Origin of the sequence: Flavobacterium sp. LB2P53 (genome assembly GCF_003970305.1) — a bacterium.
GTDB lineage: Bacteria > Bacteroidota > Bacteroidia > Flavobacteriales > Flavobacteriaceae > Flavobacterium.
Map to the genome: position 1 here is coordinate 84,277 of NZ_RYDG01000002.1, position 22,396 is coordinate 106,672.

A 22,396-nucleotide genomic window follows, 5' to 3' on the forward strand; every position below is an offset into this window, starting at 1 on the left:
CTGAAATAAATTCAGCATAGTATGAAAATTAAAGAAATACAAGAAGAAATTGTAGCGGAGTTCTCCATGTTTGACGACTGGATGGAGCGTTATGAATACATCATCGAATTAGGAAGAAAGCTTCCTTTAATCAAAGAAGAATTCAAGACAGAGAACAACATTATCAAAGGCTGCCAGTCCAAAGTGTGGTTGCAAGGAGAGCAAACGGATGATAAAATTATTTTCACTGCTGACAGTGATGCCATTTTGACCAAAGGAATTATTGCGATATTAATTCGTACTTTTTCCAATCAAAAAGCATCTGATATTCTGGAAGCAGATCTACATTTTATTGACGAAATAGGTTTGAAAGAACACTTGTCGCCAACTCGAGCCAACGGATTGGTATCTATGATAAAAAATATAAAAATGTATGCTTTGGCATTCAATTCGCAGAATTAATTGCGAACTAATTCGTTTAACCATATAAGACATTTAAGGTCATATAAGTCAGAATAAAAAATGGAAATTTATGACCAAAACATATTTAAAAGATTTAATTTATCAGGTTAATGGTTGTGCCATAGAAGTACATAAACATCTTGGTCCCGGTCTTTTAGAAAGTGTTTATCATACTTGTTTAAAAAAAGAATTGACAATAAGAGGTTTTGAATTTCAAACTGAACTTACAATTCCTGTTTATTATAAAGGTTTAGAACTTGAAACAGGATTAAGATGTGACTTATTGGTTGAAAAAAGTTTGGTTGTTGAACTGAAAGCAATAGAAAAAGTTTTACCAATACATGAAGCTCAAATTTTAACCTATATGAACCTTTTAGAAATTCCTATAGGATTAATGATAAATTTCAATGTAACACATATTTTTAAAGAAGGACAAAAAACATATGTCAACGAAAGATATAGATATCTGGAAGAATAAAAAACAAACATAGCAGACTTTAAATATGATTTAATCAAGCTAAATAATAATAAAAAGTACAAATATAATATTCAAAACAAAAACCTTAAATGACCTTCAATGTCTTATATGGTTAAAACACTCAAATAATGGAACAAGAAATAGACACAACTGAATTAGGAGAATCGATCGTAAAAATATTAAAGACTATTTACGATCCGGAGATTCCTGTAGACATTTACGAATTAGGATTAATTTATGACGTGATGGTCAATACGGATTATGAAGTAAAAATCCTGATGACCCTTACTTCGCCCAACTGCCCCGTTGCAGAAAGCTTACCAAGAGAAGTGGAAGAAAAAGTGAAATCGATCGAACATGTAAAAGACGCTGAAGTAGAAATTACTTTTGATCCGCCTTGGAGCAAAGATTTAATGAGCGAAGAAGCTAAATTAGAATTGGGAATGCTTTAAATTAGTCCTAATGTCGAAAGTCATAAAGTCTCTAAGTAATTGACCTTATGGCTTTCGATATTCGACTTTATGATTTTTAAAATGGAAATAATAAATAAAGTTGCGAATAGTGTTTTGGAAGTTTTCGATCTTGAAGACTATTATCCAAAAGGGATTCGTACGCAAATCGATATTTCAAAATGGCTTTTAGAAGGATTTTTATTGAAAGAAAAAGACTTTAGAGAGGAACTGAAAAATCACGATTGGTCACAATATCAAGATCACTATGTGGCAATTCACTGCAGCACTGATGCTATTGTTCCTGCCTGGGCTTCGATTTTGGTTGCCATTCAATTGGCGCCGTTTGCAAAGAAAATTATCAATGGAACCTTGGAAGATTTAGACGCATCCTTGTATGAAGAATTACTGCCTAAAATTGACTACTCAGCGTATGAAAACAAGCCTATTATTATAAAAGGATGCTCCAGAAAACCGGTTCCGATGCGGGCTTATGTATTGGCCGCGCATTACTTGTACCCTTTTGCACGAAGTATCATGTATGGTGAAGCCTGCTCTGCCGTTCCATTATACAAAGCGCCTAAAAAAGGATAATACCATTACGGAAACTAAAAGCGCCATGAAAGGAAAGCCGGTATTAGTATCTGTGAATATTTCTAATCCAATGGTTTTTGGGGAATTTAAAAAAGAAGTAGATGCCATCGTGGGAGAATTTGGTGTTCAAATGGAAGCTTTATTGGATATTGTTTCGGGTAAAACAGAACCTTCCGGATTATTGCCTTTGTAAATGCCATTGAATATGACAACCGTTGAAAAACAATTAGAAGACGTTCCTCTTGACATGATTCCATACACAGATGCATCTGGTAATGTGAATGATTTTGGTTTTGGATTGAACTGGAAAGGGGTAATCAACAACGCCAGAACTGCAAAATACAGCGCTAAGAAATAATTTTTTTTCAAGAAGATTAAATTTAACCACCTGATTTTTAGATGGGGTTTTTGTCCAATTCTAAATTTAAATCATAGCTTTAAAAAAGGAATTCAATAGCTTCCTTTTGTTAATTCTAAGCAAAATCAAATACTTATTTGCCTTTTTAAATCCTCTTTTACTATCTTTAAAAGATTTCTTTTTTAAAAAGACCAAAAATGATACTCATGAAAAAAATTAAATTAGTTTCACTTTCAATTATATCCTTTCTTTCTTTAAGTTGTAACGCTCAGGTAAAATCTGAAGATATTCCTATCAAAGACGAGGTAAAAAACTATACGCTTGAAACCGTGGTTGCAGATATTGTTGTTCCGTGGGGGATGACTTGGTTGCCAGACGGCAGCATGTTAGTTACCGAAAAAAGTGGTGTTTTATACCATATCAAAAACGGAACAAAAACAGAAATCAAAAATGTTCCAAAAGTATACGCACGTGGACAAGGTGGGTTATTAGACATCGCTTTACACCCTGATTATGCTAAAAATGGTTGGATTTATATGACCTTCGCTTCCGATGAAGGGGAAGGTACTGGCGGTCACACAAAACTCATTCGAGCCAAATTATTGGACGGAGCGCTGACACAAATCGAATCACTTTACAAAGCCACTCCAAACACTACAAAAGGACAACATTTTGGTTCCCGAATTCTATTTGACAACGACGGTTATTTGTATTTCTCCATCGGAGAGCGGGGCGAACATTTTGTCAATCCGCAAGACATTAAGCGTGATGGCGGAAAAATATACCGACTAAATGATGATGGAAGCATCCCTAAAGACAATCCATTTGTAGGTCAAACCGGAGCCAAAGAAGCAATTTACACTTATGGAAATCGCAATCCGCAAGGAATGGCAAAAAACCCAGTAACAGGCGCCATTTGGGAACATGAACATGGTCCACAAGGTGGAGATGAAATCAATATCATAAAAAAAGGAACCAATTATGGATGGCCTGTGGTGACTTATGGTATCGATTATGACGGAACCACCATTAGTAAAGAAAACGAAAAACCAGGTATTCAAAAACCTATTTATTATTGGTTGCCATCCATCGCTCCAAGCGGAATGACCTTTGTCACCAGCGACAAATATCCAGACTGGAAAGGACATTTATTGGTGGGCTCTTTGAAATTCCAATATCTTGAATTGCTAAAGTTAAAAGGAAATGAAGTGATCGGCAGACAAAAAATTGCAACCGGAATTGGTCGCGTGCGTAATGTGGCACAAGGTCCGGATGGCTATATTTATATGGGCGTGGAAGGAAAAGGAATTATTAAAATTATACCAAATTAAACGATGTTGATAACGAAATTATTTTTAGGATTTGGAGTGTTTGTATTGGGAGGCTTCTCTTTTGCAAATCCATTTTCCGCAGACAACTATATTGACTTGAATACTGAAACCGAAGTTGCTGCAAAACTTCAGTCACCCGGAAAAGAAATTTATGCAGATTTTTGCATGCAATGCCATGGCGCAAATGGAAAAGGAGATGGTAAGAACTTCCCGCCTCTAGACGGTTCGGACTGGTTGAAAACTAAGAGAAATCAAAGTATCGCTGCCGTAAAATTTGGACAAAGTGGCGAAATTATTGTCAATAAAATCAAGTACAATAGCAGCATGCCGGCCATGGGACTTACGGATCAGGAAGTGGCTGATGTGATGAATTACATTATGACTTCCTGGAGTAATAAACAAACCAAAATCGTTACCGAGAAAGAAGTCGCGGGCATTAAAAAATAAAATATCGGCTTAGGATTCCTATCTAAAAAAGAAACGCTACCGAAAAACCACCGTAAAAATTGACGGGATTTCCTGGATAAAAATAACGTGGCGCAGCAGTGCCAAAACCAACTGCGTTTGGCAAAATATTAGCCGCATATTTAGTATCCAAAGCGTTATTGATTCCAGCATTCAGCTCTGTTTTCAGGATTTTAAGAATCGTGAAAACATAGGTCGTTTTAATATCAAGCAACGAATACCGCTCACTGTATTTTGTATTGGAATCATTTAACGGAATTTTACTCATCGTTCGGAAAGAAGTGTTGACACCAAATCCATTTTTTGTGGTTAAATCTACTCCAAAATTAAATTGCTTTTCAGGAACGCCCGTCAATTGATTTCCCGAATAATCAGCATCACCATCCAAGAATTCTTTGAATTTAAAGGTATTCACCGCACCTGAAAAATAAGAAGTCATTTGAAATTGGGTAAGTTCGAAAAGTTTGTAATTAACCAAGAATTCTAATCCTGAATGTGAACTGCTTCCTGCATTAATCCCAACAAATTGATCATTGGCGGTGCGTCGTGCCACTAATAAATTTTCAATTTGTGTGCTATAAAACGTTACTTCGGTGTATATTTTATTTTCAAGCCAGTTTCCTTTGAAACCCAATTCATAATTCCACCCCACTTCTGGTTTCAAATCGGTGTTTATTTGCCCTTCTGGAGTCAATGTTTCAGCAACTGATGGCACCGAAAATCCTTTACTCACCGATGTAAATATATTTTTTCCTTTGCTTACTTTATACGAGAAACCAATTCTTGGTGACCACACATTTCCAAAAGTAAAGGGCATTTTTTGAGCCTCAGAATTATTTTCGAAAATATCTTTTAACGAATATTTGGTTGTGTTAAATGCTACTCCGGTTTCCAGATGCAGTTTTTCTGAAATCCAAAATTCCATTTGTAAAAAGTAGTTGCTGTAATTCCGGTTTTGTTTGACAGAGCTGAATTCGTCGCCTTTTAAACTACCTTGACCAGGTTGCGATTTGTACAAATTTTTAAAAAGGGAATACGCGTATTTTTCCGTTAATAATTCGGTACCAAAACTCAGTTCAAAGGGCAAAGAAAACAATTGGTCTTTGTAATTCACATTCGAACGAAGGCCTAGCGAACTTGTTTTTTCGTCCAAAATATCAAAAGGTCTGGGTTCGTAAGCATCTTTAAAATTAGAAAAAATACTGGTTTGCAGCGACCATTTTTCAGAAAATTGATGGTCGTATCCTAAACCCAGCATGAATTTATCATACGACTCAAAACCTTGTGCGGCTGCCCATGTAGCGGCTGCTTTCTCTGGATTATTTTTTAAATCCGTCTCATTAATAGAACTTGGAATAAAAGCTTTCAATCGGGTGAATGTTCCCAAAAAGGAAAAACTACCCTTTGAATTAATTTTTTGTTTGGCATGCAGGTTAAATGATTTTCTGTCATAGGAACTATTTTCCCTGAATCCCTCACTTTGTAAATCCGTAAAACTCGCAAATACATTCGTTTTGGAATCGCTGTATCCTGCCGAGAGTCGGTTTTGTAGCAACCCAAAACTCCCAAAAGTAACTGTTGATTTTCCAAACGATTCCAATAATGGAGTTTCTCTTGAAAACAACTGAATCACGCCACCCAAACCGGATCCAAAACTCGTAGAATTTGGTCCTTTTATGATTTCTATTTTTTCGATTGACGCTAAATCAATATCGTCAATAGTGGTTTCACCATCACCGGAACTCAATGGTATACCATCAAAATAGGCTTTTATTTTATTGGTTCCGTATTGAGATCTGGCGCCAATGCCACGAATCGTAATCCTGTTGGTGTTCAACGCACCTTGTTGCATGGTAACCCCGGGAATTTTGTTTAGCACAGGAGTCAGTATAATGCCATCACTTTTATTGATGTCGACAGTCGTAATCACTGAAACGGAAGAAGCAGTGTTTTGAGGTGCATTTTTGATTGGCGAACCCTTCAAAGTGATTTCTGAAAGGGCTATGGTATCTTTTTTTATTTGTCCAAAAACAGTGAAAACACTGCATAAAAAAAGAAGAAAGGAAAGGCTGTTTTTGAACAATTTTTGTTGTGTTAAAGGGAATGAAAACGTTTATAAAGTTAGCATTTTCTTTTTGTTCCAAAAAACCCTTTTAAATAAAATATGGATTAAATAAAAATGCTCCCCACAATTATAAGTTGCAACCTATATTCTGTTTCATATTGTTTTGAATTCCATTAAAGATTATTGTAAAATTACACAAAAGTCTAGTTTAAACGGAAATTATATAAAAAGCACCATTTTAAAAACACTAGTTTAACCAAAATGACGTTCTTTAAAAATCATATCTTTGTGATTAATCCGAGAATTAAATTATCTTTAAACTTGGACCTTCATTTTAAATAAAAAGTAGTAGCTACCTATGAAAAAATCAACAATTGCATATATCACACTTCCCGTATTATTGTTAAGTACGCTAGCCTGTAATCGGAATAAAGCCGCTGATAATGAAAGTGAAACAGAAAAACCGGCCACCGTAAAAGTAAATTCGATAGAAAAGAAAATAGCCCTTACCATCGACACGCTTGATTTTAATTCCAGAATGATTGCCTTAAGCAACAATGACACCACGGGCAGATGGCCTGTAAAAGCCCCTTATCCTTTACCGGGCGCACTCTTGCCCTACAATAGAATCATTGCTTATTACGGCAACTTATATTCCACCAGAATGGGAATATTAGGTGAAATTCCCCGAAAAGAAATGTTGGCAAAATTACAAGGTGAAGTGGCCAAGTGGCAAGCAGCGGATTCTACTGTAAAAGCAATTCCGGCTTTGCATTATATTGCCGTTACCGCTCAAGGCGCTCCGGGAAAAAATAATATGCACCGCATGCGTATGCCATTTAAGCAAATAGACACTATTATAAGTTGGGCAAAACCTATAAATGCGCTGGTATTTCTAGACATTCAGGTGGGACACAGCACCGTTAAGGCAGAAGTGGCAGAACTGGAACAATACCTTTCAATGCCTAATGTACACCTTGGAATTGATCCGGAGTTTTCTATGAAAAATGGAGAGCGCCCAGGTTCAAAAATCGGGCATTTCACTGCCGCTGATATTAACGATGCCATTGACATATTGGCAAATATTGTGCGCAAAAATAAACTGACTCCAAAAGTGCTTGTAATACACCGTTTTACTCAGGGCATGGTAAAAAACTATAAAGAAATCAAGACCGTTCCTGAAGTTCAAATCGTTATGGACATGGATGGTTTTGGAAGTAAAATTCTAAAAAAGTCCACGTATATGAGTTATATTTATAGAGAACCGGTACAATTCACTGGTTTTAAATTATTTTATAAAAATGACAATAAAAACGATTGGAAGATGTACAGCCCAGAGGAATTAGTAAAATTTACTCCAAAACCAATTTACATTCAGTACCAATAATTTACTAATTGATTTATGAAGAATATTCTTTATTCCCTTTCTGTTGGGTTTTTTTTAGTAGTTGGATGCCAATCAGAACCTCGTAAAATAATACCGGAAATCCCGCTTATAACTGTTCCTGCAAAAATTATTGCACCAAAAAAAGTAGCGGCTGATGCTGCGACTATTCTTTCAAAAAAAGAAGTACCCGTTTTATGTTATCATAATATCCGAGATTTTAGTGCCAGTGCGAGCGGAAACATGAAAGTGTACACCGTAAAACCTGATGCTTTTGCAGCACAAATGAAAGCCTTAGCCGATGCAGGATATAAAACCATTTTACCACAACAACTCTATGATTATTTAGTATTTGATGGTCCCTTACCGGAAAAACCAATCATGATTACTTTTGATGATACCAGAGAAGAACAATTTAGCATTGGCGCAGCCGAAATGAAAAAACAGGGTTTCAAAGGCGTGTTTTATATTATGACTGTCTCAATTAATCGTCCCGGATATATGAGCAAAAAGCAAATTAAAAGCTTATCTGATGACGGACATGTGGTAGGCGCGCATACTTGGGATCACCACATGGTTACAAAATATATGGGCGACGACTGGAATTTACAATTGGTAAAACCAAAAGCAAAATTAGAAGAAATCATAGGAAAACCGGTGACGGATTTTGCCTATCCGTTTGGATTATGGAATACTGCAGCTATTCCTGAAATTAAGAAAAGTGGTTATGAAATGGCTTATATTTTATCAACCAAAAGAGATCCTGCAGATCCATTGTACACTATCAGACGTATTATAGTTTCCGGAACCTGGTCTACTGAAGGAATGATGAAAGCTGTACATTCTTCTTTTAACAAAGCAGAATAACCCATTAAAAGGTTCTAAATTCGTTAATTTATTCAAAAATCAAACAGCTATCTATACTAACACTACAGTAATGGAGCACAACCGTCAAAAAGGTTTCGTCAACAGACCTTTTATCCATTAATACTAAAGAATTCCTTAACTAAAAAAAGCACTATCAATTCGATTGAATTGATAGTGCTTTTTTTATCAGACAACTATTTTCTATCTTGGGGACAACCAGCTTGAAGGATTATTATAGGTTGTATTTTGTAGGATTAAAAATTTAATTATCGTTTTTCCGGTCTCGCCATTCGTTCTTACTTTTCCAAGACTTTGCTTTATACTCACTTTATCTCCTTTATTGACTGACACTGAGCTTAAATTTTGATAGACCGTAAAGAAATCTCCGTGCTGTATCATTACGGCTTTGTTTACTGGTGACAAAACGATGACACTGGTTACTTCTCCTCCAAAAACAGCTCTGGCACTTGCGCCATTGTCCGTAGTGATTTCTACACCGCTGTTGTGAACCGTAATTGTATTGAACAAAGGATGGGTTTGGTTTCCATATCCTAATGATATATATCCTTTTTCAACAGGATACGGCAATCTTCCTCTATTCGCTCTAAAATTATCAGCAACTATTTTAGCTTCGGGAGTTAACTCAATTTTAGAGGATGACACTGCACCTCTGGAAACCGGAGCACTTGGATTGGCTTTCGCTTTTTCTAAGGCGGCTTTCCTATTGGCTGCCGCAATGGCTTCCCGAATTAATTTATTGATTTGTCTGTCAATTGATTTGTACTCTTGTTGTCTTTTCTTAAGCTCTTTGGCAATCATATTTTTATCTTTTTTGATAAAATTTACTACCTTTTGCTGTTCTTTCTTTTCCTTTTCCAGAGCCAATCGTTCCTTTTCGTTTTCGGCAATCAGTTTTTGTTTTTCCTTTTTTTGAATGTTTAATTTATCATTATAGTCCAATAACTTGGTCGACTTAGATTTAATTTCCTCGCCCTGTGCTTTTCTATAACTGGTGTACTGCTTCATGTACTGCGCTCTTTTGTATGCCTGTAAAAAGTTTTCAGAAGACAATAAAAACATCGCTCTACTTTCTGACGAACGGCTTTTATATGATTTTAAAATCATTTCGGCATAATCCTCCTTCAGTTCCCCCAATTCTTTTTTTAATTTATTGATCTGAACCTGATTAATATACATATCGTTGTTAAGCAACTTGGTTTGCTTTTCAGTGGTATTTATTAATTTTTCTTTAAGCCTTATTTTAGTACTTTGAATAATCACCACATTGAGAGCGGATTTCTCTTTTTTCTTTACATTCTGCAGTAATCTTTCATTTTCTCGAATTTCTTTTTGAATTTGAGCTTTACGTTCTTCTAATTTTTCTTGTTGGGATTCCTGACTCCATAGTAATGAAGTGGTACAAATTAAAATTAGGCTTAGGAGAAATTTTGGCATATCGGAAAAATATTTTTGCTAATTTACTTAATTATAATTCTTTTGTACCCATTTGGAACACTATAAGGAAAAGAAAGTTCTTCATTGAAAGTTACCGTATTGTAATCTAAACTGATTTCGGTAGTTCCTTTCTTCTGAAACGTATTAATTAAAACACTTGTAGGCAATGTTGTCTCGTTGTATACTTTGTTGTCTGTGTATGTAACTTTGATCGTTCGCTCTTCGGTAGTTTGTGTAATTTCTTGTTTTTCTATTAAAAAAGTATCTGAATCCAAAAAAAATGATTTTTTTGTACTACCATTTGAAATAGCATCCAATCGATAGGTTTTTTCTAATACTGATTCCGAATATTTTCCTTTTGTTAAATCATCAATAGCTTTGCCTAAAAGCATGTTTTGGATTTTATTATAATCCAAATCCGTTCCCAGCCATTGGCTCAAACTACTGAAATCCCCTTCAAAATAACTACCATTTATTTTTTCATAATAATTAACAGACTGGGGTGTAATCAATGCTTTTGCCATCGTGATTCCAAGAAAGCGAATGCTTATCAAAATTTGTTCGTCTTTCTTAATCCTAATTTCTGCTGTTACATTCTGAGTTTGCTTGTTGTCAGAATAGCGCGCACTGGACTTAATATATAATGTAGAAAACTGATTTTTATTGTTGTAATAATTTTCTATTATTTTTTTTGCTGACATTCCGTTTGATGCTGCAACAGGCTCGTTACTAGCTACTACAGCCACTGCTTTAGATTTACACGACAGCGCCAAAACAGAAAGTACGAGTACTAATGCTATTTTTTTCATTACTTTTTTTCTTTTAATAATTGATTGGCTTTGGAAAAAAACAAGTCTTTTTTCTTGAAATCTCCCAATCCGTTGTAGGCTTCTCCTAATTGAATATTGAAATTAATTTCTAATTCCTTATTCTCTACTACATAATCTATGCCCATTTCTAGAAGATCCTTGGCTTTTTTATATTGCTTTAACTGATTGTTTGCTAATCCGGCATAGTAATAAAACTGAGCTTGGGTTGGGAAACTTTCTACCAGAAGCGTTGCGTTTGTAGCAACATTATCAAATTGTTTCAATTCTGTTTGCGCTTGCAGCAAAAGTAAATTCGTTTCAATATCCTCCGATAATCCCGTTTTCAAAGCTTGATTGTAATATTTAATAGCCTTTTCCCATTGTTTTTTGACCTGAAAAAACTTTCCTATTTCTTTAGCCACTGCTACCGATTTATCAGTATCAAAATAGCTAACGGCTTGCTCTAAATCAGCAGCGTATTGCGGATTTTTCTCCGTGAAAAGTAAGAACTCGTTTAAAATTCGATGCTTAATTTTAGAATCAATTTTGGCACTAGATAAAACAATATTCATCGCTTTGACCGTTTGTGGACCATCATTAGCATCCAAATATTTTTTAAACAACGTTACTTGAGCCCATTCAGAACCTGGAATTGCTTTTTCTAATTTTTCAACAATTTCGAATGCTTTTTTCTCTTCATTATTTTTAGAATATAAAAATATTAAGCTGATATAATTGGCTTCTTCCTGCGGATTTTTTGCAATCAACTGTTCTAGATTGTTGATTTCTGCATTTTGAAATTTCCCTTCAGATAGAATCTGGCTTCTGTATAATTCTCTGCGATCTGTTTTTCCAGTAGTTTCATTGAGTTCTTGAATTAAAGCCAACGCTTTATCAAACTGGTTGGTTGCCATGTAAAGCGAGGTCAAATCCTCTTTATAATTGGTGTCGAATTCAATCAATTTATTGATAACGGTAATTCCTTGCGTAAAATTTCGAGTTTCATAACTTACATCATACATTCCAACCCAAAACCATTTGTTTTTTGGATCTATTTGAGTCGCTTTTTCAAAAGAAGAGTAGGCGCTTTTATATTCTTTTAACGACAAGTAATTTTTTCCTAGTTCGTAATATACCGAAGCGTCATCTGGCTTGAATTTATTAGCTTTTTCTAAAGCCACTATTGCTTTGTCATAGTTTTCAATTCCCTTTTGCATTAAGGATTCGAAAAAAAGTTCTTGAAACTGATCTGCATCCAGCTTAATGTCTTCTGGTTCTATTTGTGCCCATATCAAAGCCGAATTGCATTGCAAAGCGATAAATAGTACAATAAAAAGTCTTTTTTTTATCATTCCTTTTGTTCTCCTTTTGGATGGGGATTATTCTAAAACAGAGTAATCTCCAATACTGATACTGGTAAAATTACCATCAAAATTAACGTGATTTCCAATCATGGCATTATCGAGATTTGCATTTTTTATGTGCGTATGCGTTTGTATCAAACTGTTTTGTATGGTACTGTTTATCACGTGACAATTATTACCTATGGAAACATTTGGACCAACAGTAGCATTGATTAAAATAACATCTTTACCTATATAACAAGGCGGAATAATAGTTGAATTTTCTAGTTTTACAGCATCATCTACTAAATGTATACCGTCGTTGTGTAAGAAACCTAGCATTCGTGAATTAGTTTCTACAGTGACATTTTTATTCCCACAATCCATCCATTCGGCTACTTTTCCTGGGACAAATTTCATGCCTTTAGCCATCATTTGCTTGATACCATCATTAATTTGGTACTCACCACCATGGATAATATTATTGTCTAGCACTAGCTGCAGTTCATTTCTTAATACCGCTACATCTTTAAAATAGTAAATCCCAATCACCGCTAAATCTGAAACAAATGTTTCTGGTTTTTCGACCAATTCTACTATTTCATTTGCTTCGTTTAGTTTTACAACACCAAAAGCTTCTGGTTGATCTACTTGTTTGACCCAAATTACACTGTCGGCATTTTTATCTAAATCGAAATCAGCTCGAATTAAGGTGTCTGCATACGCAATTACTGCTGGTCCACTCAATGAATCTTTAGCGCACATAATGGCGTGACCAGTGCCTAATGCTTCGTTTTGATAATAAATGGTGCCTCTTGCCCCAAGTTTGTTAGCGATAGCGATCAATTCCTCCTCTACTTTACTGCCAAAAGTTTCATGAATGATGAATGCTACTTCCTCAATTTCTTGATTCAAAACGCCAGCGATATCCTCAACTAGGCGGTGTACAATTGGTTTTCCTACAATAGGAATTAATGGTTTAGGAATGGTTAATGTATGCGGGCGAAGGCGTGAACCACGACCAGCCATTGGGACAATTATTTTCATGTTTTTTTATTGAAAGATTAAACGATTGAAAAATTTAAAGAGTATCGCAAATCTTTAAATTTTTCAATCTTTAAATTATTAAATCTATTTCACTCCCGTACTACCAAAACCACCTTCACCTCTGGAGGTTTCAGTTAATTCCTGAACTTCTGTCCATTCTGCGCGTTCGTGTTTTGCAATGATGAGTTGTGCTATGCGTTCTCCGTTTTGGATCACAAAATCCTGATTGGATAAATTTACTAAAATAACTCCAATTTCACCACGATAATCGGCATCTACTGTTCCGGGTGCGTTCAATACTGTGATTCCGTTTTTAGCAGCGAGACCGCTTCGAGGTCTTACTTGCGCTTCGTAACCTATGGGTAGTTCTATGAAAAGTCCTGTTTTTACGATGGCTCGATCTAATGGTTTTAATGTTATAGATGCTGTTAAGTTAGCACGTAAATCCATTCCGGCAGAGGCTATGGTTTCATAGTTTGGTAAGGCATGTTGTGATTTGTTGATGATGTTTATTGTCATTTTTTTTATTTTTATGTGCTGTAGGGACAAGTCGCGACTTGTCCCTACTTGTCCGTATATGTTCTTTTGTATTGTTTTCGATTTTTTAGCCCTGATTGAAGCGGCATCCTTTTCTTTTTTTCTTTAAAAAAGAAAAGATACAGCAAAAAGCAGGAAATAGCTCCTAAAAACTAGATTCTAATTCTTTTTTCGGTTCAACATTTTGATTAATAATTCTTTCTCGTTGTAGTAAATAAAATATAGGAATGCTAACAATAGCGGCACTCCAACTAAATAATTTTCTCTAAAGCCATAAAATGAAACTGCTGAAAAACCTATGGAAATCACTAAATACATGGCAATTTTATTGGTTTCGTACGGTATGGGGTAATATTTGTTTCCAAAATAATAAGAGATGGTCATCATGCTCCCATAAGCCGCAATGGTGGCAATTGCAGAACCGTAATAACTCATTGTAGGAATTAAAAGAAAGTTTAATGCTAAGGTAATGATGGCTCCCACTATAGAAATGTATGCACCAATATGCGTTTTGTCAATGAGTTTGTACCAAACGGAAAGGTTGGTGTAAATGCCTAGGAAAAAATTAGCCAAAATAATTAATGGTACTACTTTCATGGCTTCCCAATAGGAATCATCTCGGATCATAATAACTTTGAGCACATCGGCAAAAACGATGACGGACAGTAATATAAACGACCCAAAAATGACAAAATATTTGGTAATTGTAGCATAGGTTTGTGGCGCATCTTTACTATTAGAATGGCTAAAAAAGAAGGGTTCGATTCCCAAAGTATAGGCAGTTCGGTACAAGACCATGAACAAACCGAGTTTGTAGCAGGCGTTATACACTCCCACTTCGGCATCAGCAATGTCAGGAGGCAATAAGTATCCCAATAAAATTTTGTCAAATTGGTCGTTGATGGCAAATGCTATTCCGGCCACCATAACAGGCATACCGTATTGCATCATGCGTTTCCAAAGCGAATAATCAAAATGCCATTTCAATATAAAGTAATTGGGTGACAACACTATAAAGGTCAGTAGACTGGCAATTAAATTAGACACAAAAATATAGCCTATCTGAAAATCTTCCAAGTAAAAAGAACCTAAAAAACTATCCGGGTTTGATTGTGAAATCACCGGTAAATAACTCAAAAAGAAAAGGTTCAAAAATAAATTGACAGCTACATTTCCTATTTTGATTATGGCGTATTTTATCGGTTGTTGATTGACTCTTAATTTAGAAAAAGGAACAATCACCAAAGCGTCGAGCACTAAAATCCAGATGTTATACGTAATAAATTGCGCTTCAATTCCGGCCCAAACGGCTAATTTATTGCGGAATAATAATGCTATAAATAGAAACGAAATGGAAGTCCAAAAAAGCGAAACGGATGTGGTTTCCACTACCGATTTCTTGTCTGTTTCTTTATTGTAAAATCTAAAAAAAGCGGTTTCCATTCCGTACGCAAGAATGACATTAAAAAAAATCATGCCGGCAAAAATGATGGAAAGTTTTCCGTATGCTGCTTTTGGAAGTAAATCCGTATATAAGGGCACCAAAAAAAAACTGAACATTCGCGGGACAACCGTTGCTAAACCGTAAATCGCAGTCTGTTTAAAAAGATTTTTATATAATCCCAAAATGGCGTATTTGTTTAAATTGATATCGACAAAAATAACCAATTCTTTGGTTTAAATGACCTCAGTACCTTTTTGTTTTTACTGCTGTTTTGTCTTAGAAAATATTTGATTTGAAGATTTTAATTAGAGCGGTTTTTCGAAGACATTGGAGATTTTCAAATAATACGTTTTATTTTTTAGCTTGTATTTTAATACTGCTTCTGTGGATTTGATATCGAATTTGGTCTTTGAAATTATAGGTGCTTTGTTGCAATATTCTTTGGTGGGATTTATATCCATAATCAAATCTTCTTTTTTATTGCTTTGTAAAAATGAAGATTTAAAGTCTTTTGGTGTAATTTCCTGAACTAGAGATTCTTGATTGTGAAAATAGATTTTCTCCAATTTGATGTTTGCCGCAAGCGGTTTTTTGAATTCGATATAAAAATTGATCACGCTGCTTTCCGTATCTTTTTTCACTTTTTGGTAGAATACTGATTGTATTTCTTGAGGGAATTCCGTTTGAAGTTCGTGTTTCATAGCACAAAAAGTAAGGCTGATAGCGGTAATCACAGAGAAAAAAATTATTTTATATCCTTTCATAATTTTCTCTTTAACTTAGACCTTCTTCGTTTAAAATTTTAAGAAAGTGAAACCCTTTGGGTACGTAACCTTGGTTGTAATAAAAGCGATGTGCGGTGAAATTTCCGGTAAAGGCATCTAAAACGATCATCGTACAGCCCGTTTTTTTTGCCAAAGCATCAACATAATCCGTCAACATTTTGCCAATTCCTTTTTTGCGGTGATCTGGGTGTACAATAAAATTATCAATTTCTAAATACTTGCCAGACCAGAGTTTAGTTCCTGACCACAATCCAGAGAGTCCAACACATACATCACCTTCAAAAACGGCAATTTGCTTGTAGTTGTGTGGGATCATCTCTGTGAGATACGCATCGTATTTGTCTAAAGTGAAATTCGTATATAAATGTAGCATAACTTCATATTGAGCTAACATTTCCTGTTTAGTGGTCAGTTCTCTAATTTCTAATTTCATATTTGCTTTTCAAAAATGTAAAATTAGAGAAAAAGGAATGAGATTGAAAGTGATGATAGGGTAAATTTTTGAGAAATCTAATTGAAAATTTTGAAGTTTAATAAGTGTCATTTATCGCGCAACACCTAAAATTAGAGCTTATAGCTTAAATTCATAGAAAAAATCATGTTTTCAAATTATTGATGTTCAGGTATTTTAAAAAAATATTCACGGAATTAAGACACGGAATTCCGTGAATTCCGATAACAAGTGTTTGTATGTTAAAATATATGAGGGTAGTTTTGGAGTCAAGAAAAACAAATAAGTTCTTAGTAAGACGTTATTTAGAATTAAGTTTTTTTTCTAAAATGATATTGTAGCTACTTATCTAAAATTTATCAATTTAAAACAATTAAAACAATCTTAAATGAGAACAAAATTTATAATGAGAAAAAGTATATTCCTACTTTCCTTCTGCCTCTTGGTAATCAGTTGTTCTACTGAAAACAATAGTGAAACACTAGAAAAAACAAATTTAAATTCAAAACAGAAGTTAGTACAAGAAACTGCTATTTTGTTAGGCAAGTTATTAACTGACTCTGAAGTCAAAAACGCTTTAAATAACAAAATGAAAGAAGTTGACAAAGATGCAAATATTGTATCTTTTGCATACTTACTTGAACAAGAAGAAGGTTTAAGAAAAAATGAACAAGCTACGTTCAAAAACCAAATAAATAATTTAAGAAAGCAAAATATTTTTAAAAATGCTTTAAGAAAAGAGTTTGAAAATAATTCTAATGATTATAAAACAATTAAAGAAATTTTGGACAAAAACTTAACTTCTAAGAACAATTTTAGATCTACAGCGTTTATTGCAGATGAATTAACTAATCTTCTTGTTTCACAGGAATTACAAATTTTTTTTCCATTTGATCCTGAATATGAAAATGATGATCAAAATGCACAAGAATATTATGTTTCATTCGATCCGCTAAACAATTCGCAAACAAACATCGGATTTCAATTTAATACAGGCTACAGTGATTATGAAATTATTAATAATCTTGATAACAATTTTTTAGATAACAATCCCGTTTATGTAATCGTACCTATAGATCCATGTGATATTGCTGGTAGACCTTGTAATTTTATAGAACTGTTACCTACACCTTTAGACCAAAATAATGAACTGATAACTAGTGAGAATCAATTCATGGTTTACAATCCTAGTGGATTTACTAATAATAACAATACAATACCAACAACAACATTACTGACAACAAATACCAATCATAATAATATTCCCGAAACAGATGGTATCAGTTCCTATATCCCAAGAATAAGAATAAATGGAACTGGTTACATGGGGTTTGGTGGCACACATCAAAAGTTGAGATTTTACCGCGGCACAACTGATGGTTCTGTCACACAAAACGCAGATGGCACAATAACAGCTTCTCCAAAAGATTATATTGTAAAAGAATTCAGATGTAAAAGAAAACATGTCAAAGATAAAAATTGGGTTGATTTTGGTGCTGAATTTGACCAAGATTGGAACATGAGCGAAAATACACAGGATTTCGCTATTTTTTCCATACATAACTTGAAGGCTACAGCATCTTTTGAACTTTCCATGAAGTCAGGTTTTAAACTTGAAGATGGTAAAATTAAACCAAATGCCGAGGCAAGCGGTTCAGCTAAAATTAATGTTTCAGTCGGTAATGCAAAGTTTAGGACAAATGCAGAAATCTCACGTAGAATTGTTTTAGCAACTATTGTAGGTCTTGGCGCTACTGGTGAAACAGTCAGTGATGGTGGTGTGGATTATAATGTGAAGAAAAATGGCATTGTAGATTACTACTTTAAACACTATTATACCGACCTTTAATTATTAATTAGATGCTGTATCTTTGGTACAGCATCTACATTTATGTTGTTATGAAAAAAAATTTTACAGTTTTATTTATCTTTATTTTTACAATCTCATCTGCTCAAAACGAAAGCGTTTATGTGTCAATTGGCAAACCTTGGTTTCCTGATAAAGAAAGCAACTTAAATAATTTTTCACTAGGTTTAAATTATCAAAATAGATTTTCTCAGTCTTTTGCATTTGATTTGTATTTAGAATACAATCAAAGTAATGATTTTCCTCGTTTTTTTGATGATGCAACAGCAGTCGATAATTATTTAATGGATCAAACCTACTCAGGTGTATATTTTAATTCGCTTTGGTCAAAAATAAATACTGTTACTGTAGGAACTAAGATAGATTATCTATTTGTTAATAATGATCGGTTTTTATTTAATTTTAATTTAGGTGCTGGCTATTTGTTTTCATATTCTAGAGCGCATGATGTAAAAAATTGGACTTATGATTTTAATAATGGACAGATACTTACTTATGAAAATGGAACCACTTCAGGTAATTTAAATACTTTTTATTATACCTTAGGATTACAATTTCAATGTACATTTTATAAGAATTACTTTGTTGGTATCAGTCCGTACTATTTAATGCCTATTGGCGAAAAAAAAATTAACTCAATTCCGGTGTATCCTAACCACTATAACCTTACTTTAAATATTGGTAAAAGATTCTAATTATCATAAAATTATTTTTAGAAAAATGATTCAATAAAACATTCATTAAAATTAAAAAACAGTTACTTATAAAATCTAATCCTATGAAAAATAGACTACTATTAACTATATTTTTTCTTTCAACTTCTTTATTTGCTCAAGAAAACAAAGAACAAAAAATTGAAATTTCGTTCTCTTATGGTCTATCCTACATCGAGTACTCCAAATCCTTTTTAGATGATCCCGTACCTTTTGAATTGCCAAATATTGGCTCGTTTTATGAAATAAATTTTGATTTTAAATTACCTAAAGACCGCTACATTGGATTAGGTTATTCTAGGTTACAGCATGCAAAAAATATAGATGATGGTGTAATACTTACTTCAACCAATACTGGTTTGGTTTTACAAAACTATAGAAACATTCATACCAAAGACTTTTATGATGTTCATTTTAGAACCGTTTTTAAAAACAATTTGCAGTTTACGCTTGGAGCATACTATTTTATTGAAAATATGAACAGAAGCGATATTACTAATATTGATAACAATACTGTGTTTGTGTTAATAAACGAAAAAAATCGAGCAGACAATTTGGGTTTATTTGGATCTTTAGAATATTATTTCAAACTCAATAGTTATGCTGAACTTGGTTTAAAAAGCAAGTTGTATTATTCATTAAATGGTGTTGAAACCATAGCTATATTACCTACTTTAAGAGTAAAATTATAACGTAATGATTGTTACTTGTTATGTAGCAAATCGAATAGAAATGTTCAGTAATTTTGCTATTTTCCAACATAAAAAATGATGGTGCTAAAGTCAATTTTTAAAGGATGCTTACAATGTTTGGGAAGGTACTGCATCAGAGGGTTGGCAAAGAGACAACATCTATTATGGATTGACTCCTAGCAAGCAAAAAGGAGCAATTAGTGGTGGGAAGTATAGAGAATACATAACCTCTTTCAAAATGTCGGGAAATGATGCACAAGGAGCATTTAATACTATTTCAAACACAGATGACCCAAAACAAGTAACTGATTATAGACTCAATAGCTCCTCCGGATGGACAGACGGACAATTTGAATTTATGATTTATTGCTTTTATGGATCAAAAGCATCAAACACTGGTGAATCAGATAAAAAAGGCTTTTTTGCTAAACCGTCTGATTTATTTGAATTAAAACATGAAGCATACAGCAGATTTAATTGGCCTTTCAAAAAAACTTACATTCGTACAACTATAATTGGCTTAAAAACTATAAATTTTTTGAATAATAATTACGGTACAGTGTTAGAATTTCAAACGTGGGATTTAAATAGATTTTCAAATGAATGGAAATTTTCTTTTGAAGAAGTAGATGATCCATTAATAATTGAAACTAAACAATCAATAAGCTCAAAATTCAATGCTAACTTTTCTACCGAATTAAGCGGGACAATTTTTGAGGTTGTTAAAGTGAACACGAAATATGGAGCGTCAATTGAAGAATCAAAATCAAATGATTATATCGTCAAAAGAACAACGAAAAGCAACAATTTATTCGACTCTGTAATTCCTTTTTACGATAATGTAGTAAATAAAAATCCTAATACTGGGCAATTTGCTACAAGAACATATTATACTGGTAAAGTAGAGTTTCAAGTAAGACCAATTCAAGTTCAATGGTAGGCACAAAAAAAAACATATCCACCTACGGTAAGTACTGTAGGTGGTTTTTAATAAAAGCAAATAGTTTGCTTTTATTCCTTTTTATAGCATCTTGTGAAAGAGAAGAAGTTCTTAAAGAAGAAGTTGTGAATTCTCTAAATATTAAAATTGACAATGAACAGTTAAATTTAATAAATAGTCGCATCGGCTCCAACGAAAGTTGTGAAAGTTTATTTTTTAGTTGTAGCTATCAAAACAATAAAAATCCAGGTTTTAGAATTGAATTCTCGCTATTGAAAAATGGTACGTTAAAAAATATTACACTTTTTGACTATAGAAATCAAAATGCACATTTTGAATCTGCCGATTTTAACCCTAAAGGCTTAATGACAATATCAAATTTCAACTACGATGAAACAAAAAAGTACCTTCATTTTGATTTTAAAGGATATCTATTAGAACAATCTTACTATGATGAATTAGACATTGATAAAAAAAGAAAATATATCGAAGGGTCGGTAACTAGTAATAATGTAAGAACTACCGAGTGCCCATATACTTTTACAAATATGAATTTTAAAGGAACTGCTTTAAGTTTTTTTACCGCATTTCATTTTGGCGAATATGATCCGAAACTATTAAATAATCCATATCAAATGTACTTTTACACAGATAACGGATTTAGAGCTTTAATTAAATCTAAAATTAAATTGCCAAATTTAGCAGTAGGCACGTATAAATTTGACCAAAATACAATAGAGAACAGAATTGATTTTGATCAATATGTTGGCATATTTAGAGCTACCCAGTTATTGTGGATTAGAGATATTGATTGGAAAAAATACCAAACAGCTGGCAGTTACACAATTCTTGAGCATACAACTATAAATGAAGAAAAAGTAACTAGAGGCGAAATGAATCTGCAAGTTTATAATAAAGGCGCTTTGATTCACAATATTACAAATGGTAAATTTGTTGTCACTGATTTTTAACTAAAACATTCTATTGTATTATAGAGCAAAAGGGCTTAACTCAAAAGTCAATCCCAATTTTTAATGCCTTCTGAGCTCCTGAGTTTTATAAAACCGATACAAATGGTCGTATATCAGGAGCTCATATTGTCGTTGGCGGGAGGTAAACTGACGATTAACCATCATGTGAATATGGCTGCTTAAAAAATCAAAAAGAGGAATCTCCAACTGACTTTTTATGTTGGAACTTAACAAAGCAATTTCTGATATTTTAGTTTCTATGAAGGGAGTTAATACTTCAAATGGCAAGTCCGTTTTGCCTAGTAGCAAGGCAGTAATTTCTACTTCACGCTTGCGGTATTGGGTATCTAGTCCCTTATTTGTGGCCGCATCGGCATTAAATTCTTTTTTAAAATTCATTTGTAACCGGCGCATCAATTCATGTTTTTCAGACATTGATAACTGAAAACTTTCTAAAAAATGATGAATTGTAAACAGTCCAAACAATAGCTGTGCTGCTACCTCAAAATTGGATTTATGCTTTAAATAGGCTACAATCAACTCACTATGATACCCAAACAAAGTCTCAGAATCTACCATGGTAGCCTCTCCGTACCGCTCCAATTCTCTCTTATAAGTATCCGTTTGTACTTTCCAAACTAAATGGTTGACCAATAACTTCTCAAAAACAGGATGGAATGAACTGATAATGGTAGCTATTGCTTCTGGTTTGGTTACTAAAAAACGAAGACGAAGATGCGAATCAGGATCGTTATACCGAATAAAAAACCATTTGGCAATTATCTTTTCCTTTTGTAAATCTAAAATTAAGGGATACAACTTTTCAGATAATATAAGATCTGCTGTTTTTACTCCAGTGTATATTTTATAATACAGCCATTCACTTCCTATGCAAAAATCCCTTTTCATA

General features: G+C 33.7%; 25 protein-coding genes. 15 read left to right on the forward strand and 10 right to left on the reverse strand.

Translation table 11 applies throughout. From position 1 onward, the window contains the following. Window positions 1-21: 21 nt before the first annotated feature. From EKL95_RS02855 to EKL95_RS02880, 8 genes are all read left to right on the forward strand, one after another. Window positions 22-441, forward strand: coding sequence for a SufE family protein (locus EKL95_RS02855; protein ID WP_126563510.1), 420 nt, complete (start codon window positions 22-24; stop codon window positions 439-441). 70 nt (window positions 442-511) lie between these two features. Then, the gene (locus tag EKL95_RS02860) at window positions 512-919 is read left to right on the forward strand and encodes a GxxExxY protein (protein ID WP_126457831.1); all 408 of its coding nucleotides are present in this window, start codon (window positions 512-514) and stop codon (window positions 917-919) included. A 128-nt stretch (window positions 920-1,047) separates the two neighbouring features. Next, window positions 1,048-1,371, forward strand: coding sequence for an SUF system Fe-S cluster assembly protein (locus EKL95_RS02865; RefSeq protein WP_066075681.1), 324 nt, complete (start codon window positions 1,048-1,050; stop codon window positions 1,369-1,371). 81 nt (window positions 1,372-1,452) lie between these two features. Continuing rightward, window positions 1,453-1,962, forward strand: coding sequence for a DUF2480 family protein (locus EKL95_RS02870; RefSeq protein WP_126552907.1), 510 nt, complete (start codon window positions 1,453-1,455; stop codon window positions 1,960-1,962). A gap of 25 nt (window positions 1,963-1,987) precedes the next feature. Further along, window positions 1,988-2,155, forward strand: coding sequence for a hypothetical protein (locus EKL95_RS14870; RefSeq protein WP_156063277.1), 168 nt, complete (start codon window positions 1,988-1,990; stop codon window positions 2,153-2,155). A gap of 12 nt (window positions 2,156-2,167) precedes the next feature. Further along, a complete protein-coding gene (locus EKL95_RS14875; protein WP_158614837.1) occupies window positions 2,168-2,320 on the forward strand; it encodes a hypothetical protein in 153 nt (50 codons plus the stop codon). Between the two features lie 206 nt (window positions 2,321-2,526). After that, window positions 2,527-3,651 carry a PQQ-dependent sugar dehydrogenase gene (locus tag EKL95_RS02875; RefSeq protein WP_126563511.1) on the forward strand — a complete coding sequence of 375 codons (1,125 nt, stop codon included), beginning with the start codon at window positions 2,527-2,529 and terminating at the stop codon, window positions 3,649-3,651. 3 nt (window positions 3,652-3,654) lie between these two features. Continuing rightward, window positions 3,655-4,098: a c-type cytochrome gene (locus EKL95_RS02880; protein ID WP_126561340.1), complete on the forward strand. Its 444-nt coding sequence runs from the start codon at window positions 3,655-3,657 to the stop codon at window positions 4,096-4,098. Between the two features lie 22 nt (window positions 4,099-4,120). Here the strand turns inward: EKL95_RS02880 and EKL95_RS02885 are convergent, their stop codons facing one another. Continuing rightward, a complete protein-coding gene (locus tag EKL95_RS02885) occupies window positions 4,121-6,199 on the reverse strand; it encodes a TonB-dependent receptor family protein (RefSeq protein ID WP_126561341.1) in 2,079 nt (692 codons plus the stop codon). A 340-nt stretch (window positions 6,200-6,539) separates the two neighbouring features. Between EKL95_RS02885 and EKL95_RS02890 the strand changes: the two genes are divergently transcribed. Further along, window positions 6,540-7,568: a hypothetical protein gene (locus EKL95_RS02890; protein ID WP_126561342.1), complete on the forward strand. Its 1,029-nt coding sequence runs from the start codon at window positions 6,540-6,542 to the stop codon at window positions 7,566-7,568. A 15-nt stretch (window positions 7,569-7,583) separates the two neighbouring features. Further along, window positions 7,584-8,432: a polysaccharide deacetylase family protein gene (locus EKL95_RS02895; protein ID WP_126563512.1), complete on the forward strand. Its 849-nt coding sequence runs from the start codon at window positions 7,584-7,586 to the stop codon at window positions 8,430-8,432. A gap of 201 nt (window positions 8,433-8,633) precedes the next feature. On the opposite strand, the gene EKL95_RS02900 is transcribed toward EKL95_RS02895, so the two are convergent. The 8 genes from EKL95_RS02900 to EKL95_RS02935 all read right to left on the reverse strand — a co-directional run bounded on the left by EKL95_RS02900 (window position 8,634) and on the right by EKL95_RS02935 (window position 16,285). After that, window positions 8,634-9,887, reverse strand: coding sequence for a murein hydrolase activator EnvC family protein (locus EKL95_RS02900; protein WP_126455028.1), 1,254 nt, complete (start codon window positions 9,885-9,887; stop codon window positions 8,634-8,636). A gap of 23 nt (window positions 9,888-9,910) precedes the next feature. Next, window positions 9,911-10,696: a DUF4292 domain-containing protein gene (locus EKL95_RS02905; RefSeq protein ID WP_126563513.1), complete on the reverse strand. Its 786-nt coding sequence runs from the start codon at window positions 10,694-10,696 to the stop codon at window positions 9,911-9,913. Beyond that, the gene (locus EKL95_RS02910; RefSeq protein ID WP_126563514.1) at window positions 10,696-12,048 is read right to left on the reverse strand and encodes a tetratricopeptide repeat protein; all 1,353 of its coding nucleotides are present in this window, start codon (window positions 12,046-12,048) and stop codon (window positions 10,696-10,698) included. Before EKL95_RS02910 ends, EKL95_RS02905 begins: the two co-directional genes overlap by 1 nt. 27 nt (window positions 12,049-12,075) lie before the next feature. Next, entirely contained in the window at window positions 12,076-13,086 is a 1,011-nt protein-coding gene (locus EKL95_RS02915; protein WP_126563515.1) for a sugar phosphate nucleotidyltransferase, read from the reverse strand. A gap of 84 nt (window positions 13,087-13,170) precedes the next feature. Further along, window positions 13,171-13,605, reverse strand: coding sequence for a dUTP diphosphatase (gene dut, locus EKL95_RS02920; protein WP_126457809.1), 435 nt, complete (start codon window positions 13,603-13,605; stop codon window positions 13,171-13,173). Between the two features lie 177 nt (window positions 13,606-13,782). Next, window positions 13,783-15,249 (reverse strand): lipopolysaccharide biosynthesis protein, encoded by a 1,467-nt coding sequence (locus tag EKL95_RS02925; protein WP_126459065.1) that lies wholly within the window; start codon window positions 15,247-15,249, stop codon window positions 13,783-13,785. Between the two features lie 123 nt (window positions 15,250-15,372). Further along, window positions 15,373-15,831, reverse strand: a complete 459-nt coding sequence (locus tag EKL95_RS02930) for a hypothetical protein (protein WP_126457807.1) — start codon at window positions 15,829-15,831, stop codon at window positions 15,373-15,375. Window positions 15,832-15,841: 10 nt separating this feature from the next. Continuing rightward, window positions 15,842-16,285 (reverse strand): GNAT family N-acetyltransferase, encoded by a 444-nt coding sequence (locus EKL95_RS02935; RefSeq protein WP_126457805.1) that lies wholly within the window; start codon window positions 16,283-16,285, stop codon window positions 15,842-15,844. 406 nt (window positions 16,286-16,691) lie between these two features. Here EKL95_RS02935 and EKL95_RS02940 point away from each other — a divergent pair, with 406 nt between their 5' ends. The 5 genes from EKL95_RS02940 to EKL95_RS02960 all read left to right on the forward strand — a co-directional run bounded on the left by EKL95_RS02940 (window position 16,692) and on the right by EKL95_RS02960 (window position 21,486). Continuing rightward, entirely contained in the window at window positions 16,692-18,152 is a 1,461-nt protein-coding gene (locus EKL95_RS02940; RefSeq protein ID WP_126552891.1) for a hypothetical protein, read from the forward strand. A gap of 50 nt (window positions 18,153-18,202) precedes the next feature. Continuing rightward, window positions 18,203-18,865 (forward strand): hypothetical protein, encoded by a 663-nt coding sequence (locus tag EKL95_RS02945; protein ID WP_091259556.1) that lies wholly within the window; start codon window positions 18,203-18,205, stop codon window positions 18,863-18,865. An 83-nt stretch (window positions 18,866-18,948) separates the two neighbouring features. Beyond that, window positions 18,949-19,575 (forward strand): hypothetical protein, encoded by a 627-nt coding sequence (locus tag EKL95_RS02950; protein ID WP_126457799.1) that lies wholly within the window; start codon window positions 18,949-18,951, stop codon window positions 19,573-19,575. A gap of 169 nt (window positions 19,576-19,744) precedes the next feature. Continuing rightward, window positions 19,745-20,515, forward strand: coding sequence for a hypothetical protein (locus tag EKL95_RS02955; protein ID WP_126552889.1), 771 nt, complete (start codon window positions 19,745-19,747; stop codon window positions 20,513-20,515). Further along, window positions 20,509-21,486, forward strand: a complete 978-nt coding sequence (locus tag EKL95_RS02960; RefSeq protein ID WP_126457795.1) for a hypothetical protein — start codon at window positions 20,509-20,511, stop codon at window positions 21,484-21,486. The genes EKL95_RS02955 and EKL95_RS02960 overlap by 7 nt, the downstream gene beginning before the upstream one ends. 60 nt (window positions 21,487-21,546) lie before the next feature. Here EKL95_RS02960 and EKL95_RS02965 read toward each other — a convergent pair whose 3' ends face one another. Next, window positions 21,547-22,395 (reverse strand): thiopeptide-type bacteriocin biosynthesis protein, encoded by an 849-nt coding sequence (locus tag EKL95_RS02965; protein ID WP_126457793.1) that lies wholly within the window; start codon window positions 22,393-22,395, stop codon window positions 21,547-21,549. Window position 22,396 lies beyond the last annotated feature (1 nt).

Excerpts from the sequence above, each read along its gene's own strand:
- EKL95_RS02860 (WP_126457831.1), top strand. The coding sequence starts at position 512 with ATGACCAAAACATATTTAAAAGATTTAATTTATCAGGTTAATGGTTGT.
- EKL95_RS02935 (WP_126457805.1), bottom strand. The coding sequence starts at position 16,285 with ATGAAATTAGAAATTAGAGAACTGACCACTAAACAGGAAATGTTAGCT.
- EKL95_RS02940 (WP_126552891.1), top strand. The coding sequence starts at position 16,692 with ATGAGAACAAAATTTATAATGAGAAAAAGTATATTCCTACTTTCCTTC.
- EKL95_RS02870 (WP_126552907.1), top strand. The coding sequence starts at position 1,453 with ATGGAAATAATAAATAAAGTTGCGAATAGTGTTTTGGAAGTTTTCGAT.
- EKL95_RS02915 (WP_126563515.1), bottom strand. The coding sequence starts at position 13,086 with ATGAAAATAATTGTCCCAATGGCTGGTCGTGGTTCACGCCTTCGCCCG.
- EKL95_RS14875 (WP_158614837.1), top strand. The coding sequence starts at position 2,168 with ATGACAACCGTTGAAAAACAATTAGAAGACGTTCCTCTTGACATGATT.
- EKL95_RS02905 (WP_126563513.1), bottom strand. The coding sequence starts at position 10,696 with ATGAAAAAAATAGCATTAGTACTCGTACTTTCTGTTTTGGCGCTGTCG.
- EKL95_RS02930 (WP_126457807.1), bottom strand. The coding sequence starts at position 15,831 with ATGAAAGGATATAAAATAATTTTTTTCTCTGTGATTACCGCTATCAGC.
- EKL95_RS02855 (WP_126563510.1), top strand. The coding sequence starts at position 22 with ATGAAAATTAAAGAAATACAAGAAGAAATTGTAGCGGAGTTCTCCATG.
- EKL95_RS02880 (WP_126561340.1), top strand. The coding sequence starts at position 3,655 with ATGTTGATAACGAAATTATTTTTAGGATTTGGAGTGTTTGTATTGGGA.
- EKL95_RS02965 (WP_126457793.1), bottom strand. The coding sequence starts at position 22,395 with ATGAAAAGGGATTTTTGCATAGGAAGTGAATGGCTGTATTATAAAATA.
- EKL95_RS02875 (WP_126563511.1), top strand. The coding sequence starts at position 2,527 with ATGAAAAAAATTAAATTAGTTTCACTTTCAATTATATCCTTTCTTTCT.
- EKL95_RS02890 (WP_126561342.1), top strand. The coding sequence starts at position 6,540 with ATGAAAAAATCAACAATTGCATATATCACACTTCCCGTATTATTGTTA.
- EKL95_RS02895 (WP_126563512.1), top strand. The coding sequence starts at position 7,584 with ATGAAGAATATTCTTTATTCCCTTTCTGTTGGGTTTTTTTTAGTAGTT.
- EKL95_RS02865 (WP_066075681.1), top strand. The coding sequence starts at position 1,048 with ATGGAACAAGAAATAGACACAACTGAATTAGGAGAATCGATCGTAAAA.
- dut (WP_126457809.1), bottom strand. The coding sequence starts at position 13,605 with ATGACAATAAACATCATCAACAAATCACAACATGCCTTACCAAACTAT.
- EKL95_RS02910 (WP_126563514.1), bottom strand. The coding sequence starts at position 12,048 with ATGATAAAAAAAAGACTTTTTATTGTACTATTTATCGCTTTGCAATGC.
- EKL95_RS02960 (WP_126457795.1), top strand. The coding sequence starts at position 20,509 with ATGGTAGGCACAAAAAAAAACATATCCACCTACGGTAAGTACTGTAGG.
- EKL95_RS02900 (WP_126455028.1), bottom strand. The coding sequence starts at position 9,887 with ATGCCAAAATTTCTCCTAAGCCTAATTTTAATTTGTACCACTTCATTA.
- EKL95_RS02950 (WP_126457799.1), top strand. The coding sequence starts at position 18,949 with ATGAAAAATAGACTACTATTAACTATATTTTTTCTTTCAACTTCTTTA.
- EKL95_RS14870 (WP_156063277.1), top strand. The coding sequence starts at position 1,988 with ATGAAAGGAAAGCCGGTATTAGTATCTGTGAATATTTCTAATCCAATG.
- EKL95_RS02945 (WP_091259556.1), top strand. The coding sequence starts at position 18,203 with ATGAAAAAAAATTTTACAGTTTTATTTATCTTTATTTTTACAATCTCA.